The sequence below is a fragment of the Actinoplanes sp. NPDC089786 genome, assembly GCF_040684855.1.
Taxonomy (GTDB): domain Bacteria; phylum Actinomycetota; class Actinomycetes; order Mycobacteriales; family Micromonosporaceae; genus Actinoplanes.
This window is the reverse complement of record NZ_JBFBGU010000014.1, coordinates 53,075-69,330: the sequence shown is the minus strand read 5'-3', so window position 1 is coordinate 69,330 and position 16,256 is coordinate 53,075. Positions and strand designations below refer to the sequence as shown.

Genomic DNA, 16,256 nt, shown 5'->3' with positions numbered 1-16,256 from the left:
AACCCCGGGCGGCTAACGGTCCCAGCGGTCCAGCACCATCGTCCGTCGCAGGGCGGCGTTGATGCCGAGCCACCGCGCCGGCTCCGGTTCCCAGGGCCGCGACCGGTGGTTCACCCACGGCAGCGCGGTGCGGTCGGTCGTCCGCGAGAGGATCAGATCGGCGAGGGTACGCCCGGCGAGGTTCGCCGCGGCCACGCCGTCGCCGACGTAGCCGCCGCCCCAGGCCAGGCCGTCGTCGCGCAGGCCGACGGACGGGGTCCAGTCGCGGGGGATGCCCAGGGGCCCGCCCCACCGGTGGGTGATCCGGGGCGTGATGTCGAAAAGCTCGGTCAGGGTGCGGGACAGGCCTTCGAAGACCCGTGGCACCCGGTCGTAGCCGGGGCGGATGCGCGAGCCGAAGTGGTACGGCGCCCCGCGGCCGCCGAAGGCCAGCCGGTCGTCGGCGGTCCGCTGGCCGTAGATGACCAGGCGCCGCTCGTCGGTGAAGGTCTCGCGCCGCCGCAGCCCGATCCGCTCCCAGTCGGCGGCGGGCAGCGGCTCGGTGGCGATCATCAGGGAGTAGACCGGCGCGACCGTGCGCCGATAGCCGGGCAGGGTGGTCCGCCACGCTTCCAGGGCGTGCACGACGACGGGCGCGCTGACGGTTCCGCGGTCGGTCACCACGCGACCGGGGGAGGTGCGTAGCACCCGCGTCCCCTCGTGGATGACCACCCCGCGACGAGAAGTGGCGCCGGCCAGCCCTCGTACGAGACGCGCCGGGTGCAACGCGGCGCAGTGCGGGCTGTAGACGCCGCCCAGCACGCCGGTGGCGCCGCAGATGTCACGGGCGGCGTCGGCGTCCACGAAGCCCGGCGTGGAGACCGCGCGCCGGAGCTGGGCCGGTGTGCGTACCAGAGAGATGGTTCCGCCCTTGGCGTAGTGGCAGTCGATCTCCTCGGCGGCGGCCACCCGGCCCACCTCGTCGACCGCGTCCTCCAGCGCCGGCGACATGCCCGGCATGACGACCGGGAAGAGGCCGGAGCACCAGCCGCCGTTGCGGCCGGACGCGCCGAAGCCGCAGTAGCTGGCCTCCAGCACCACGATCCGCAGCGAGGGGTCGAGCGAGGCCAGATAGTACGCCGTCCAGAGCCCGGTGTAGCCGCCACCGCAGACGGCCACATCGGCCGTGGTGTCACCGTCGAGCGGCCGGCGCGCCTCCCGGGACAGCGACGCCAGCCAGAACGACGGGCTCAGATCCGGGTCCACGCCTCGCTCAGCACCGTACGCAGGATCTGCTCGATCTCGGCGAAGTGCTGCTCCTCGCAGATCAGCGGCGGCGCGAGCTGCACCACCGGGTCGCCGCGGTCGTCGGCGCGGCAGTACAGCCCGGCCTCGAACAGCGCCTGCGACAGGAAGCCGCGCAGCAGCCGGTCGGACTCCTCGGCGTTGAACGTCTCCTTGGTCGCCTTGTCCTTGACCAGCTCGATGCCGAAGAAGTAGCCGTCGCCGCGGACATCGCCGACGATCGGAAGATCGAGCAGACGGTCGAGGTACGACCGGAACAGGCCGGTGTTCTCCCGTACGTGGGCATTGAGCTGTTCCCGCTCGAAGATGTCGAGGTTGGCCAGGGCCACGGCGGCGCCGACCGGGTGCCCGCCGAACGTGATGCCGTGTGCGAACGTGGCGTCGCCCTTGAGGAACGGCTCGACCAGGCGCTCCGAGGCGATCATGGCGCCCAGCGGCACGTACCCGGAGGTCATGCCCTTGGCGCAGGTGATGATGTCGGGCTGGTAGCCGTACCGGTCGGCCCCGAAGTATTCGCCCAGCCGGCCGAACGCGCAGATCACCTCGTCGGAGATGAGCAGCACGTCGTACCGGTCGCAGATCTCGCGGACCCGCTGGAAGTAGCCGGGCGGGGGCGGGAAGCAGCCGCCGGAGTTCTGCACCGGCTCGAGGTAGACGCAGGCGACCGTGTCGGGGCCCTCGAACTCGATGGCCTCGGCGATGCGGTCGGCGGCCCAGATGCCGAACTGCTCGGGCGTCAGGTTCTCGTCGGGCCGGCGGTAGAAGTTGGTGTTCGGCACCCGGAACGTGGACGGGACCAGCGGCTCGAACTGCTGCTTGAGCGCGGGCAGGCCGGTGATCGACAGCGCGCCCATCGTGGTGCCGTGGTAGGCCACCATCCGCGAGATCGCCTTGGTCTTCATCGGCTTGCCGGCCTGCTTGAAGTAGCTGCGGGCCAGCTTCCAGGCGCTCTCCACGGCCTCCGAGCCGCCGGTGGTGAAGAAGACCCGGTTCAGGTCGCCGGGGGCCAGCGTGGCGAGTCGTTCCGACAGCTCGATCGCGGCCGGGTGGGCGTACGACCAGAGCGGGAAGAAGGCGAGCTCGGCAGCCTGCTTGGCGGCGGCCTCGGCCAGCTCGGTGCGGCCGTGCCCGGCCTGCACGACGAACAGGCCGGAGAGCCCGTCCAGGTAGCGCTTGCCGTTCTGGTCGTAGATGTACGGACCGTTGCCCCGCACGATGACCGGCGCCTCGCCGGCCGACAGGCGGGTGAAGTGCATCCAGAGGTGGTCCTGCGTCATCTCGTTCCCCACGCGTACGTCTGTTTGGCCAGCTTCAGGTACATGAACGTCTCGGTGCCGGCGACGCCCTCGACGCCCCGGACCTTCTCGTTCAGCAGGTCCAGGAGGTGCTCGTCGTCGGTGCAGACCAGCTCGACGAGCAGGTCGTAGCCGCCGGCGCAGATCACCACGTAGTCGACCTCGGGGATCTCGGCCAGCTTGTCGGCCACCACCCGGAGGTCGCCGATCACCTTGACGCCGACCATGGCCTGCCGGGCGAACCCGAGCGTCAGGGGGTCGGTGACCGCGACGATCTGCATCAGACCGCCGTCGAGGAGTCGTTGCACGCGTTGGCGTACCGCGGCTTCGGACAACCCGATGGTCTTGGCGAGCGCGGCGTACGACATCCGTCCGTCACGCTGCAGGTGCTCGATGATCTGCTTGTTGATGTCGTCCAGCGCCAGGTCGGTCACGCCGCGATTGTGCCCTCGGTCACCAAGCCTGGCAATGGAATCCGTGGTCGGTTACTTGTCACCCCATTGAATCCGTTGCGGTGGCGGATGTACATACGTTTATCGCAAGAATCTGAGGCCTTGACAAGTGTTTCCGTGGCGGGAACGCTCCGATCACACGGTTTCGGTTGGGGCGACATGCGGATACTTCAGATTGGCGCCGGCGGTGTGGGGTCGGCGGCGGCCGGCATCGCCGCACGGCGCGACTTCTTCTCCGGTTTTGTGGTGGCTGACTACGACTTGCGGCGCTCGGCCGCGGCCGTCGCTTCGCTGGACGCCCGATTTGTCGCGGCGCAGATCGACGCCTCGGACGCCGCCGCGGTCACGGCGCTGTGTCGTGAGCACGAGATCACCCACGTGCTGAACGCCGTGGACCCCCGCTTCGTCATGCCGATCTTCGAGGGCGCCCTGGCCGCCGGCACCGACTACCTGGACATGGCCATGTCGCTCTCCCGGCCCGGCGTGATGCTCGGCGACGAGCAGTTCGCCCAGGCCGGCGAGTGGGAGGCGGCGGGCCGGCTGGCCCTGGTCGGCATCGGCGTCGAGCCCGGCCTGTCCGATGTGTTCGCCCGGTACGCGGCCGACCACCTGTTCTCGCGGATCGACGAGATCGGCGTCCGGGACGGCGGCAACCTGGTCGTCGAGGGGTACGACTTCGCGCCCTCGTTCTCGGTCTGGACCACCATCGAGGAGTGCCTCAACCCGCCGGTGATCTGGGAGAAGGACCGCGGCTGGTACACCACCGAGCCGCTGAGCGAGCCGGAGACCTTCGACTTCCCGGGCGGCATCGGCCCGGTCGAGTGCGTGCACGTCGAGCACGAGGAGGTCCTGCTCATCCCGCGCTGGGTCGACGCGGGCAAGGTCACCTTCAAGTACGGCCTGGGCAAGGAGTTCATCGACGTCCTGAAGACCCTGCGCAAGCTCGGCCTGGACCGCACCCAGCCGGTGACCGTCGGCGGCGTGCGGGTGTCGCCCCGTGACGTGGTGGCCGCCGTGCTGCCCGACCCGGCCACCCTGGGTTCGCTCATGACCGGCTCGACGTGCGCGGGGACGCTGGTCACCGGCCTCGGCCAGGACGGGCGGCCCCGCTCGGTCTACCTCTACCACCTGGTCGACAACGAGTGGTCGATGGCGGCGTACGGATCGCAGGCCGTCGTCTGGCAGACCGCGGTCAACCCGATCATCGCGCTGGAACTGCTCCAGGCCGGTGTCTGGCACGGCGCCGGCGTCCTCGGCCCCGAGGCCTTCGACGCGGTGCCGTTCCTCGACAAGCTCATCGAGTACGGCACCCCGTGGGGCCTACGCGAGCAGTGACCGGTACGGCTGGAAGAAGTCGCGCAGCTCACCGGCGTACAACTCGGGCTCCTCGACCGGCGCGAAGTGGCCACCGCGTTCCATCTCGGTGACCCGGACGACGTTCGCGAGCCGTTCGAGCCAGGCGCGCGGCGGGTGCAGCGTGTCGCCGGGGAACAGGGCGAAGCCGGAGGGCACCTCGACCCGGCGCGCGTGCTGCTCGACCGGGATGGCCGCGTTGGCCGCGTACATCCGCATCGACGAGCCGATCGTCCCGGTCAGCCAGTAGCGGGTGAGCAGCTCGCAGATCTCGTCCGGGGTGAAGCCGCCGCCGTGCGGGTCGCTCCACGAGCGCAGCTTCTCGACGATCCACGCGGCCAGCCCGGCCGGCGAGTCGGTCAGCCCGACCGCGGCGGTCAGCGGCTTGGTGCGGTGCATCTCGGCGTACGCGCCCTCGCGCGCCTTCCAGTCCGCCGCCGTGGCCAGGTAGGCCCGTTCCTCCGGGGTGTAGTCCGCCCCGGTGTCGACCGGCATGCTCGCTTCCATGCGGTGCACGGCGACCACCCGGCCGGCGTGGTTCAGGGCGAGGAAGCGGGCGACCGAGCTGCCGATGTCGCCGCCGGCCACCCCGAACCGCGGATAGCCGAGGGTGGTCATCAGCTCGGCCCACCGGTCGGCCACCGCGATCGAGTCGACCGCCGGGCCGGCCGAGTGCCCGAAGCCCGGCATGTCCGGCACGACCACGTCGAAGTCGGCGCTCAGCAGCGGCAGCACCTTCTCGTAGCGCCACGACGAGTCGGGCCAGCCATGGCACAGGATGAGCGGGAACGCCGGCGTCCGGCCCCGCGCGTGCAGGAACGCGACGCCCCGGTGGCGGAAGCGGGGGAGCCGGTCCTCCGGCATCACGAACTTGTCGGCCCAGTAGGCGACGAGCTCCCGGAGGTCGTCGTCGGCGTCGTCGGGCCAGCGGGTGGCCCGCAGCCGGGCCCGCAGGTCGGCCATCTCCGCGGGGTCGGCCGCGATCCGGAACGGTTCGGTCACGACGGGAGGAGTGCCCGCTCCACGATGTCCAAACCTCGGGCCAGGTCGTCGTCGCTGATCACCAGCGGCGGCAGGAAGCGCAGCACGTTGCCGTAGGTGCCGCAGGTCAGCACCAGCAGCCCGGCCTCGTGGCAGGCCTTCGCGGCGGCGGCCGCGCGTGCCGGATCGGGTTCGTTGCCGCCCGGCCGCACCAACTCGACGGCGATCATCGCGCCCCGGCCGCGAACCTCGCCTTCGGTGATTTTGCCCAGCCGGTGGAGCATGGTCTCGCCGATGCGCCGGGCGGCCGCGTTGAGGTCGAGCTCGCGCATGGTCTCGACGGCGGCGAGCGCGGCCGCGCAGGCGATCGGGTTGCCGCCGTACGTGCCGCCCAGCCCGCCCGCGTGCACGGCGTCCATGATCTCGGCCCGGCCGACCACCCCGGCGATCGGCAGGCCGCCGCCCATGCCCTTGGCCGTCGTCACCAGATCCGGTTCCAGGCCCTCGTGCTCGGCGGCGAACCAGTCGCCCGTACGGCAGAAACCGGTCTGGATCTCGTCGGCGATGAACACCGCGCCCGCTGCGCGCGCCCACTCGGCCAGCGCGGGCAGGAAGCCGGGCGCGGGCTCGACGAAGCCACCCTCACCCTGGATCGGCTCGATCAGCACCGCGGCGACGTTGGGCCCGCCGACCTGCTTCTCGATCACGTCGATGGCTTTTCTCGCAGCCGAAACACCGTCGAGGCCACCGTCGCGCAGCGGGTAGGACATCGGCGCGCGGTAGACCTCCGGCGCGAACGGGCCCATCCGGTGCTTGTACGGCATCACCTTCGCGGTCAGCGCCATCGTGAGGTTCGTCCGCCCGTGGTAGGCGTGGTCGAACACCACGACCGCCGGCCGTCCGGTCGCGTGGCGGGCGATCTTGACGGCGTTCTCGACCGCCTCGGCGCCCGAGTTGAACAGGGCCGCCCGCTTGTCGAAGCCACCCGGGGTCAGCTCGATCAGCTGCTCACAGACGGCCACGTACGACTCGTACGGCGCGACCATGAAGCAGGTGTGGGTGAACCGTTCCGCCTGCTGCTGGACGGCCGCCACCACCCGCGGCGCCGCGTTGCCGACCGACGTCACCGCGATGCCCGACGCGAAGTCGAGCCAGGTGTTGCCGTCCACGTCCCGGATCCCGGCGCCGGACGCGCTGTCGACGTAGGACGAGATGACCGAGCTGACACCGCGGGCGACGGCCGAGGACCGGCGCCGCTGAAGTTCGGAGGACGTCACGCTCACTCCCCGACGTGGTGCATGACGTGCTTGACCCGGGTGTAGTCCTCCAGGCCGTACACCGAAAGGTCCTTGCCGTGCCCGGAATGCTTGAACCCGCCGTGCGGCATCTCGGCGACCAGCGGGATGTGGCAGTTCACCCACACGCAGCCGAAGTCGAGCCGCCGGGTCATCCGCATCGCCCGCCCGTGGTCGGCGGTCCACACCGACGAGGCCAGCCCGTACTGCACGCCGTTGGCCCAGCGCACCGCCTCGTCCTCGTCGGTGAACCGCTGCACGGTGATGACCGGCCCGAACACCTCGTCCTGGATGATCTCGTCCTGCTGCCGCAGATTCGTGATGACGGTCGGCGTATAGAAATAGCCGCGCTCACCCTGCCGTGATCCACCCGCGGCCAGCTCGGCGTGGTCGGGCAGCCGGTCCACGAAGCCGGTGACGCGTTCGAGCTGCCGCGCGTTGTTCAGGGGGCCGTAGAGCACATCCTCGTCGTCGGCCGCGCCGGTCTTCGTACCCTTGGCCTGCTCGGCCAGGGCGGCGGCGAAGTCGTCGTACACCCGCGGCCCGGCCAGCACCCGCGTCGCCGCCGTGCAGTCCTGCCCCGCGTTGAAGTAGCCCGCCTCGGCGATCGCGGCCGCCGCCTTCGCCACGTCGGCGTCGTCGAAGACCACCACCGGCGCCTTGCCGCCGAGCTCCAGGTGGGTGCGCTTGAGATCCCTGCTCGCCGCCTCGGCGACCTCCATGCCCGCGCGCACCGACCCGGTGATCGACACCATCTGCGGGGTCGGGTGGCTGACCAGCGCCCGCCCGGTGTCCCGGTCGCCGGTGATCACGTTGAGCACGCCGGCCGGGAAGAACTCGGCCGCGATCTCGGCCAGCATCAGCGACGTGACCGGCGTGGTGTCCGACGGCTTGAGCACCACGGTGTTCCCCGCCGCGATGGCCGGCGCGATCTTCCACACCGCCATCATCAGCGGGTAGTTCCACGGCGTCACCTGCGCGCAGACCCCGACCGGCTCCCGCCGCACGTACGACTCGAAGCCCTGCATGTACTGCCCCGCCGACCGCCCTTCGAGCAGCCGCGCCGCGCCCGCGAAGAACCGGATCTGGTCGATCGCCGGCGGCAGCTCCTCGCTCGCGGTCAGCCCGAGCGGCTTGCCGGTGTTCCGCGACTCGGCCGCCACCAGCTCGCCGGCCCTGGCCTCGATCGCGTCGGCGAACCGGAGCAGCGCCCGCTGCCGCTCGCCCGGCGTGGTGTCCCGCCACGTCTCGAACGCCGTGGCCGCGGCATCCATGGCCCGGTCGACGTCCACCGCCCCCGAAACCGGCGCCGACGCGAACACCTCGCCCGTGGCCGGATCGATCAGGTCGACGTACCGCCCATCGGCCGGCTCAACGGCAGCCCCGGCGACAACGTTCTTCAGCACGGTTTTCGCGGTCATGGCGCCATCCTTTGCACTGGATCCGTCGCTGGCAAGACCCGCCGCCTACCTTTTCCGTTTTTGCTCCCCCCGCGCTTGCAAATGACAACCGTTACCATCAAGATGAAGCGTGTTCGGCCGCGTTTCCAGGCCCGGCCTCTTCAGATCAAGATCATTCTCGGGTACGCCCACCGAACCTGCAGGCCACCACACCCCCGCGCCGTCGCCGGTCACCCTCCCTGCCGACCCGCCGGGTCGTCCTGCGTGATCACCCTTTCTGTGGCCAGGCACGAGACAAGGCACCGTTCCTTGGCGTCGTTCATCAGCCGGCTGGTCCATGTCGTGAACCCGCCGTCGCCCAACTCGACCTCCCGCTCGCCGTCACCAGCGGTGATCCGCAGCGCCGCCTCGGTGTAGTAACCCCCGCCCCGTCTCCGTCCCGGCTCCTCGACGATCGGCATCACGCCGGTGGGGGGCCGGCCCCGGCCCTCCATCGCGGAGACGGCCCGGCCCCGGCCCTCCATCGCGGAGACGTGCACCCGAGGGTTCCCATCCGGCAGGAGCGCTGCGAGGACCTTCTGCCAGAAGCCGAGGTGCAGGGCGAGCAGCCGCGCCTGGGTCGTCCCCGATCCCGCGTCACGAGCACTGGACACCAGGGCGAACAGCCGAAAATGCGCGGGCCGCCCTTCCCCGAAGTCCTGAGCCCGCAGGTGCCGCTGACAAGCGGCCAGGTGCACCGATCCGCCGGCCGGTTGCCGCCGACGCCGGCCGGCGGCCTCGACGGCCAGCGCGTTGGTGGCGTCGCTGAGAACCTCGGTACCCCGCATCGTCGTGACAACCCGGTTCTGGCTGACCGGGCCAACGGCCGAGCAGGTACCCAACGGCACGACCGGCGACAACTCAACGCCGTCAACCTCCGGTGGCAGCAACTGCCAGATCCGAGCCTCCACAACAGCCAGCCGCCGAGGATCGACCGCGGCCGGCCGCACGAACCGGTCGTCCCTCCACCGGCGCATCAGCTCCGCCGGCGTCACGTCCGCAGCCCGGTCACGCGCCGCGCCCAGGAGCAGCGTCCGCAGCTCAGTTCCGGACAGCTCCGCCAGCGCCCGCCGCGTCCCTTCCGGCATCCGGGCCCAGACCCGCTCCTCGGCCGCCGACCCGTGCCCACCGCTCATCCGCTCACCATGACGCAGAACCCGGATCCCGTCGACACGATTCACATGCGTCCGCTGATCGGGTTGACGTTGCCCGCAACTGATCCGGGATCTCGACGGCAGCCCATTCCGCCGGTCAAGGCGCCGAGCCCGCGTCGTCAAGCCCACTCCGTCGGCGAGGCGGTCAAGTCCCGCCGCCCGGCCAACTCCGCGCAGGCAAGCCATTCGCCGGGGTGGTGACCATGGCCCGCCGCCGAACTCGCCGGCGCATTTCCACGGCACGGACCCCCACCCCGGACCCAGTGCTCGCACCTTTCCTCGTGCTGTCTGATCAATCGGCGGCGATGAGCGTGACAGCCGCGACGGTCCGGCCGCGGATGCCGGCATCGCCGGTGCGGGCCAGCGAATCGAGCGCGGCGTCGGCGAACTTGATGGCGTGCGGATCGGAGGTGGCCGCCGCCGCCTCCATCGGGTCACCGTCAACGCTCTCCACCGGCCGAGGCTCGGCCGGGGAGTAAGCAGCACTCACCGCCGCCGCAGCCGCCCAAGCCGCGTCGAGGCTCGGCCCCCAGAGCCGAGCCGGCAACGCGGGCAGCACCCGCAACACAGCAGCCGGCGCCGTGGCCGCGTGCACCAGCATGACCGGCGCGCCATAGCCATGCGTGAACTGCCGTGCCACCGCCGCGTCAACAATCCCGCCGAGCCGATCGAGAACCGCCACCGCCTCATAGGCGCCCTGCCTGTGGATGACGCCGCCCGCCGCAGCCCTGTGGACGACCCCGCCAAAATGTCCGCCCGCCGTGCTACTTTCCCGCCCACCCACAGGGGTGGGGGAGGTGGCGGTGGCCGCCGCGATCTTCAAGATCGTTTTGTCGGCTTCGCGCTCGCGCGCGCCGGGTTCGGCTCGCCAGGACCCGGGAGCGGCCGGCACGTGGCTGGCAGCGGCGGGCCAGGAACCCGGGTTGGCGGGCGAGGAGCCTGGAACGGCGGGCGAGGAGCCTGGAACGGCGGGCGAGGAGCCGGGGACGGCGCGCGAGGAGCCTGGAACGGCGGGCGAGGAGCCTGGAACGGCAGGCGAAGAGCCGGGGACGACGGGCCAGGAGTCGGGAACGGCGGGCCAGGAGTCGAGCGCCGCCAGTTGGGCGAGCCGGTGGCGGATGCCGAAGCGCTGGTCCGGCACACGCGGCACCGCATCCAGGGCCGCCCTCGGGTCCGACGCCCGGTAGGGCCCGGCCGCGGGAAGGGCCAGCGGCTGCCAGCGCGCCGCCCAATAGGCGAGCCCGTGCGCCAGCTCCATGACCCGAGGCGGGGTCTCGACGTCGAGCAGGGCCCGGACCGCGTGCCCCACCCGGATCACGCCGTGGGTGGCGCCGGCCGCGATCCCGGGCAGCAGCCGCGGCCACCACACCGCGAGCACCTCCCGCCAGGGCGCGGCGGTCAGCTCGCGCTCGAAGAACGCCAGCCAGTCGCCGGTCCGCACGGGATCGCCCAGCGGGTCGCGCCACTGGTCGCGCGGGATCGGGCTGATCCCGCGGGGCCGCTCTTCCAGGAGGTGGTCGTAGCCGTCCAGCCACCGGTGCACCTGGGCGGCGTGCCCGCGGCGGGCCAGCGCCTCGGCCGCCATCGGGGCGTGGTTGGACAGCCAGCCGTTGCGCTCGGGGCCGGTGTCACGGAGGCGTTCGAGCGCCTCGTCGAGGATTCCGTCAGCCATCCCCGCAGACTGCAACCTCAATCAAGCTTGAGGTCAACCCCCGGGCGGCCGGTCCCCGATAGTCGGGGCGCCGTGAGGGTTTCGGCCTGCTGTGGGTCTGGATTGCGTGGATCCCCCACTTGAGACGGAACGGCCCGGCGGGGTTGGTCGAACGGGTCGACACCGCCAGGCCCTCCGCGGGTTCAGCTCTCGGTGATCGTGAGGTCGACGGTCTTCGTGCCGGACTTGGGGACGTTCACCTTGTCGGGCCAGGAGCCGGATGCGGCGGGGCCGGTGAGCGACCAGCGGAGCAGGACCGGGCCGGGGCCGATGATCGGCATGTCGTAGGTGCGGTTCTCGCTGGTGAAGGTCGCGGTGGCCAGGTCGTCGCCGGTGGCCGCGTTGACCGCCGTGACGCGGCCCGTGGTGAAGGAACGGGATGTGGTGACCGTGCCGGTGAGGCGGCTGCCCGTGATCAGCACCGGGTCGTAGGTGGTGACCCGGTCGGGCTGCACCTTCACCGTCGGCGCCTGGAAGCGGTTGCCTCCGTTGCCGAGGAGCTGGCGGGGTGCGGCGCCGTCCTTCGGGGTGAGGAACAGCGGCCAGTCGTACGGGCCCAGGTCGAGGTAGATCCGGTAGCTGCCGCTGGTGAACGACTCGCTGGACGGCGGCGTTCCGGCCAGCGACCAGGCGTCGGGGCTGACGTTGACCTTCGCCATCGGCGCGCCGGCGGCGTCGCGGACCGTGCCGGCCACGGTGCCGCCCCGGTCGAGCAGGATCGTGGGCGGCCGGGTCACCTTGCCGACCTTCACCTTGATCTTGACCGCGTCCTTCTGGCTGCCGGAGCCGCCGTTCTCGCCCACCCACTGGGCGCCCAGGCCGAGGGAGTTGGTCGAGTAGACGAACAGCTGGAAGGTGCCGGGCCGCATGGCGTACGTCGTGAACTTGCCGGTTTTGTGCGTGCACCCGATGTCCGACTCCATCGACGGGAAGCCCTCGCCGGGGACGGCGAGCACGAGGCACCACTGCTTCTGCCCGGCGCCGTTGATCCGGTCGACGATGGTGACCGAGATCCGGCCGCCCTCCTCCAGTGAGGACACGGTCAGCGGGGTGATGCCGCCGTCGGCCACGGTCACCGGGATCCGGTCGCTCTGCAGGTAGTTGCTGCCGTTGTCGGGGTGGACGACGACGGTGGCGGGACCGGTGGGTACGCCGACGATCGACAGGGTGTCGCCGTCGGTGCAGTAGCCGGTCCAGGTGTTCACCGTCGCGCAGAAGCCGGCCGGCGCGGTGATCCGCAGCGTGTTCCCGAGCGTCCAGGTCTCGTCGACCGTCGTGGTGGTGTTCGCGGCCAGGTGGTACGTCCCGGGAGCGGTCTGGGTCAGCTTGGCGTCGGTGTTGCGGAACGAGATGCGGTACTCCTCCGGCGTGATGCCGTCGGCCGTCCATTCGCCGTTGCTGTCGGTGACCTCGGCGTACGAGTACCCGCCGGCCACCGCCTTGATCTCCACGAAGATCTTGGACAGCGGCGCCCCGTCCGGTGTGGTCAACCGGCCGCGCACGGTGGCTGGCCCGGCGTACCGGGTGTCGGCCACGGTCACCTCGCCCGGCCGCACGACGATGGTGTCGGCCTGGTCGCGGTGCAGCGTGCCGGGCACGTACGTCTGGGTGCCGTCGAAGTTGTCCCAGGACAGCTGGTACCCGCCGGGCTCGAGGGCGCTGAAGAGATAGCCGCCCGCCTCGTCGGAGTCTTTCCCGCGGACCTCGACGCCGTCCTTCCACAGGTGCAGTTCTTCCTCGGCGACCGGGCTGCCGTTGGCCCGCTCGAGCTCGCCGGTGATGCCGCCGAGCGGCCGCAGGGTCTCGTCGACCTCGATCACCTGGCCGGCGGCGACGGTGAAGATCGTCGCGTCGGCCGCCTTGGGCTTCTGCGGGACGTACTGGGTGCCGACGGCGTCGTGGTCGAGGGCGACCCGCCACCGGCCGGCCGGCACGTTGATCCGGTAACGCCCGTCGTCCTCGAGGATCCCGCCGACCGAGAGGGTGGAGCCGCCGACCTGGGCCGCGTAGATGTAGAAGTCTTCGGCGGGGGCGCCGGACGGCAGCGTGACCTCGCCCTCGATGGTGCCGAGCTCGATCTGGGTCTCGTCGACGACCACCGGCTCCTGGCCGGTCACCTGGATCGTCTCGGCCGACGCGAAGTCGGGCTTCTGGTGTGCCCACTGCGCCACGCCGTGGTCGGTGTACTGCAGCTTGACCGGACCGAACGGCGTCGGCGAGACGCGGTACCGCCCGTCGGGACCGGTGTAGCCGCTGGCCAGGACGCGGTTGTCCAAGGAGTACGCGTACACCTGGGCGCCGGCGATCGGCTCGCCGGTGAACGAGGTGTAGGCCCCGACGATCGTGCCGACCGGGAGTTCGGTCTCGTCGACCGTCACGGTGACACCGCTCGCGATCGGGAACAGCGTCGCCTCGGCCGCGGTGGTCTTCTGGTGGGCCCACTGCTTCATGAAGCCGTGGTCGAACGACAGCCGGACGGACTCGGCCCAGGTGAACAGGACGATCGAGTAGTGGCCGGCGGCGTCGGTGTTGCCCCAGCCGACGATCCGGTCGGTGTTCGATTCGACGACGATGTGCGAGTTGACGATCGGCGTGCCGTCGGCGGCGGTGTAGGTGCCGACGACGGTGCCGTAGGGGGAGGCGGCGTGCGAGGGGGCGGCCCATCCGGCGACGGCCAGCAGGCCGGCCGCGGCGGCGGCGAGAACGCGGCGGAACATCGGCTCAGCTCCCGGGGATCGTGAGGTCGACGGTCTTGGTGCCGGACTTGGGGACGCTCACCGGGTCGGGCCACGAGCCGGACGCGCCGTCGATCGACCAGCGGAGCAGGACCGAGCCACCGCCGACGATCGGCAGGTCGTACGCCCGGTTCGCGCTGGTGAAGCCGGCCATCGCGAGGATGTCGCCGGTGGCCGTGTTGACCGCCGTGATCTGCCCGCTGGTGAACGGCCGGTCGGTGGTCACCGTGCCGGTCAGCCGGCTGCCCGCGGCCAGCGTGTAGTCGAAGACGCCGCCGGGGACGACGGTGGCGGCCTGGAAGCGGTTGCCGGTGCCGCCCGACCACTGCCGGGGCGGCGTCCCGTCCTTCGGGGTGAAGAGCAGCGGCCATTCGTACGGCCCGAAGCCGGACATCGTGTACCGGCCGTTGGCGTCGGTCTGCGGGTACGGCGGCGCGGTGCCCAGCGGCCACGCCCCGCGGCTGACGTTGACGCCCGCGACCGGAGCGCCGGCCGCGTCGCGGACCGTGCCGCTGATCGGCTGGCCCGGGTCGAGCAGCACCTGGGGCAGCCGGGTCGTCTTCCCGGTCTTGACCTTGATCTTCACGGCTTCCTTCTGGTCGCCGGTGCCGCCGGCCGCGCCGACCCACTGGGCGCCCAGCCGCGAGGTGCGGGTCGAGTGGACGAACACCTGGTACGTGCCGGCCGGCACGGCGTACGTGGTGATCTTGCCGTTCTTGTGGGTGCAGTTGTTGTGGGAGCCGAGGTCGGGGGTGCCGTCGCCGGGCGCCACGAGCACCGCGCAGAAGTCCCACGCGGGCGCGCCGCCGGCCCGCTCGGCGATCTGCACGCCGACCCGCCCGCCCTGGTCGAGCGGCACGGTCACCGCGGTGTCGCCGGAGCCGATGGTGACCGGGACCGGCGTACCCGGCAGATAGTCGCTCTTGTTGGTCGGGGTCACCGAGAGCGTGTCGGCGCCGGGGGCGAGGCCGGGAACGATCAGCGTCTCGGTGTCGGTGCAGTGGCGCCCGGGCCGGTCCTCGAAGGTCGCGCAGAAGCTCGCCGCCGGGTCGCCGGTCACCGCGTCGACCGCGGTCACCCGCAGCGTGCTGCCGGTCCGCCAGGTGTCGTCGACGGCGGTGTCCCGGCCGGACGCGAGCGGGAAGACCTCGGCGTCGGCCGCGGTGGCCTGGCCGTACGCCCACTGGGTGTTGCCGCTGGTGGCGAAGGACACGACGTAGTTCTCCGGCCGGATGTTGTCGATCGTCCAGGTGCCGTCGCCGGTGGTGGTCGCGCCGTACGAGTAGCCGGGCGGCACCGAGGCGGCGCGCACGGACACGCCCGGCGCGGGAGTGCCGTCCGGCAGCGTGAGCCGGCCGTGCAGCCGGGCGCCCGCGACGTCCCGGGTCGAGGCCGTGGTCTTCCGGTACGCCCGGATCGTGATCACCTCGGCCTCGTCCCGGTGCAGCGTGCCGGGGAGGTAGGTCTCGGTGCCCGCGCTGTTCCGCCAGGACACCAGGTAGTCGCCGGGCTGGACGCCGCGGAAGAGGTATTCGCCGTCCTCGTAGGCGTACCCGGTCGCGACCACCTGATCGCCCCGCCACAGCTGGACCCGCTTGTCGTTCCCGCCCTTCAGCACGCCGCCGACCGAGCCGAGGGCCAGCACCGTCTCGTCGACGTCGAGGGTCTGCCCGGTCGCGAGGGTGAAGACGGCGCCGTCGTCGAGCTTGGTCTTCTGCGGCACGTACTGGGTGCCGGTGATCTCGGTGTCGACGGAGATGCGGTACTGCCCGGCGGGCGCGCTGATCGAGTAGTGCCCGTCGGCCGTGACGTCGGCCTCGACGTAGCCGCCGCCGACCCGGTAGGCCGTGACGTAGAGGTCGTCGGTCAGCCCGGAGATCACCCCGCGGATGGTGCCGGTCGGGATCTGGGTCTCGTCGACCGCCAGGGTCCCGTTGACCGGCGCGTCGAAGGTGGTCGCCGACGCGAAGTCGGTGGCCTGGTGGGCCCACTGCTCGACGTTGTTGCGGTCGAAGAGCAGCTTCACCGGTCCGGCCGGCACCGGGTCGATCCGGTAGCGGCCGTCCGGCCCGGTCAACACGCTCTTCAGCAGCCGGTTGGTGGTCGAATAGGCCCCCACCAGCACGTCGTCGCCCGGCCGGCCGTCGGCGGTGGTGAAGGTGCCCTCGACCGCGCTGTCCGGCGTGCGGATCTCGTCGACCGTCACCGTGCCGCCGTCCGGCACGGTGAACAACGTCGCGCTCGCCGCGTCGGGCCGGCGGTGCGCGTACTGCGTACGCAGGAGCTCGCTGAATTTGATCTTGATCGAGCCGGCGGTGATGTTGGGAACCGTGTAGCGCCCGTTGGCGTCGGTGGTGCCGCCGCCCTGGTAGAGGTCGGTCGCGGAATAGACGATGACCTGCGCGCCTCGGATCGGCGTGCCCGCGTCGGTGGTGTACGTGCCGGTGACGGTGCCGGCCGCGGCGGCCTCCGCGGGCGCGGCCCAGGCGCCGACGATCAACAACGCGGCCGCCAAGCTACGACGGATCATGCGAGAGCTCCCCGTGAATCAAGCAGT

General features: G+C 71.5%; 11 protein-coding genes. 1 reads left to right on the top strand and 10 read right to left on the bottom strand.

Going from position 1 to position 16,256, the window contains the following annotated elements; translation table 11 throughout:
- Window positions 1–12 precede the first annotated feature (12 nt).
- From AB0O15_RS31240 to AB0O15_RS31230, 3 genes are read right to left on the bottom strand one after another with little or no spacing between them, the layout of a single operon-like run.
- Window positions 13–1,245, bottom strand: a complete 1,233-nt coding sequence (locus tag AB0O15_RS31240) for an FAD-dependent oxidoreductase (protein ID WP_364325728.1) — start codon at window positions 1,243–1,245, stop codon at window positions 13–15.
- Window positions 1,230–2,561 (bottom strand): aspartate aminotransferase family protein, encoded by a 1,332-nt coding sequence (locus AB0O15_RS31235; protein WP_364325726.1) that lies wholly within the window; start codon window positions 2,559–2,561, stop codon window positions 1,230–1,232. The genes AB0O15_RS31240 and AB0O15_RS31235 overlap by 16 nt, the downstream gene beginning before the upstream one ends.
- Window positions 2,558–3,013, bottom strand: a complete 456-nt coding sequence (locus AB0O15_RS31230; protein WP_364325723.1) for an Lrp/AsnC family transcriptional regulator — start codon at window positions 3,011–3,013, stop codon at window positions 2,558–2,560. Before AB0O15_RS31230 ends, AB0O15_RS31235 begins: the two co-directional genes overlap by 4 nt.
- Window positions 3,014–3,190: 177 nt before the next feature.
- Between AB0O15_RS31230 and AB0O15_RS31225 the strand changes: the two genes are divergently transcribed.
- Window positions 3,191–4,366 carry a saccharopine dehydrogenase C-terminal domain-containing protein gene (locus AB0O15_RS31225; protein ID WP_364325720.1) on the top strand — a complete coding sequence of 392 codons (1,176 nt, stop codon included), beginning with the start codon at window positions 3,191–3,193 and terminating at the stop codon, window positions 4,364–4,366.
- Here the strand turns inward: AB0O15_RS31225 and AB0O15_RS31220 are convergent.
- The 7 genes from AB0O15_RS31220 to AB0O15_RS31190 form a co-directional block, all read right to left on the bottom strand.
- Window positions 4,352–5,386: an epoxide hydrolase family protein gene (locus AB0O15_RS31220; RefSeq protein WP_364325718.1), complete on the bottom strand. Its 1,035-nt coding sequence runs from the start codon at window positions 5,384–5,386 to the stop codon at window positions 4,352–4,354. The two genes, AB0O15_RS31225 and AB0O15_RS31220, sit on opposite strands and share 15 nt — an antisense overlap.
- On the bottom strand, window positions 5,383–6,642 hold the full coding sequence (gene gabT, locus AB0O15_RS31215) for a 4-aminobutyrate--2-oxoglutarate transaminase (protein WP_364325716.1): 1,260 nt from the start codon (window positions 6,640–6,642) through the stop codon (window positions 5,383–5,385). Before gabT ends, AB0O15_RS31220 begins: the two co-directional genes overlap by 4 nt.
- Window positions 6,643–6,644: 2 nt before the next feature.
- Window positions 6,645–8,081: a gamma-aminobutyraldehyde dehydrogenase gene (locus AB0O15_RS31210; protein WP_364325713.1), complete on the bottom strand. Its 1,437-nt coding sequence runs from the start codon at window positions 8,079–8,081 to the stop codon at window positions 6,645–6,647.
- 209 nt (window positions 8,082–8,290) lie between these two features.
- Entirely contained in the window at window positions 8,291–9,235 is a 945-nt protein-coding gene (locus AB0O15_RS31205) for a hypothetical protein (RefSeq protein WP_364325710.1), read from the bottom strand.
- Window positions 9,236–9,545: 310 nt separating this feature from the next.
- Complete coding sequence (locus AB0O15_RS31200) at window positions 9,546–10,925, bottom strand: questin oxidase family protein (protein ID WP_364325707.1); 1,380 nt, start codon at window positions 10,923–10,925, stop codon at window positions 9,546–9,548.
- A gap of 182 nt (window positions 10,926–11,107) precedes the next feature.
- Window positions 11,108–13,681, bottom strand: coding sequence for a hypothetical protein (locus AB0O15_RS31195; RefSeq protein WP_364325704.1), 2,574 nt, complete (start codon window positions 13,679–13,681; stop codon window positions 11,108–11,110).
- A 4-nt stretch (window positions 13,682–13,685) separates the two neighbouring features.
- Window positions 13,686–16,229, bottom strand: coding sequence for a carboxypeptidase-like regulatory domain-containing protein (locus AB0O15_RS31190; protein WP_364325702.1), 2,544 nt, complete (start codon window positions 16,227–16,229; stop codon window positions 13,686–13,688).
- Window positions 16,230–16,256 lie beyond the last annotated feature (27 nt).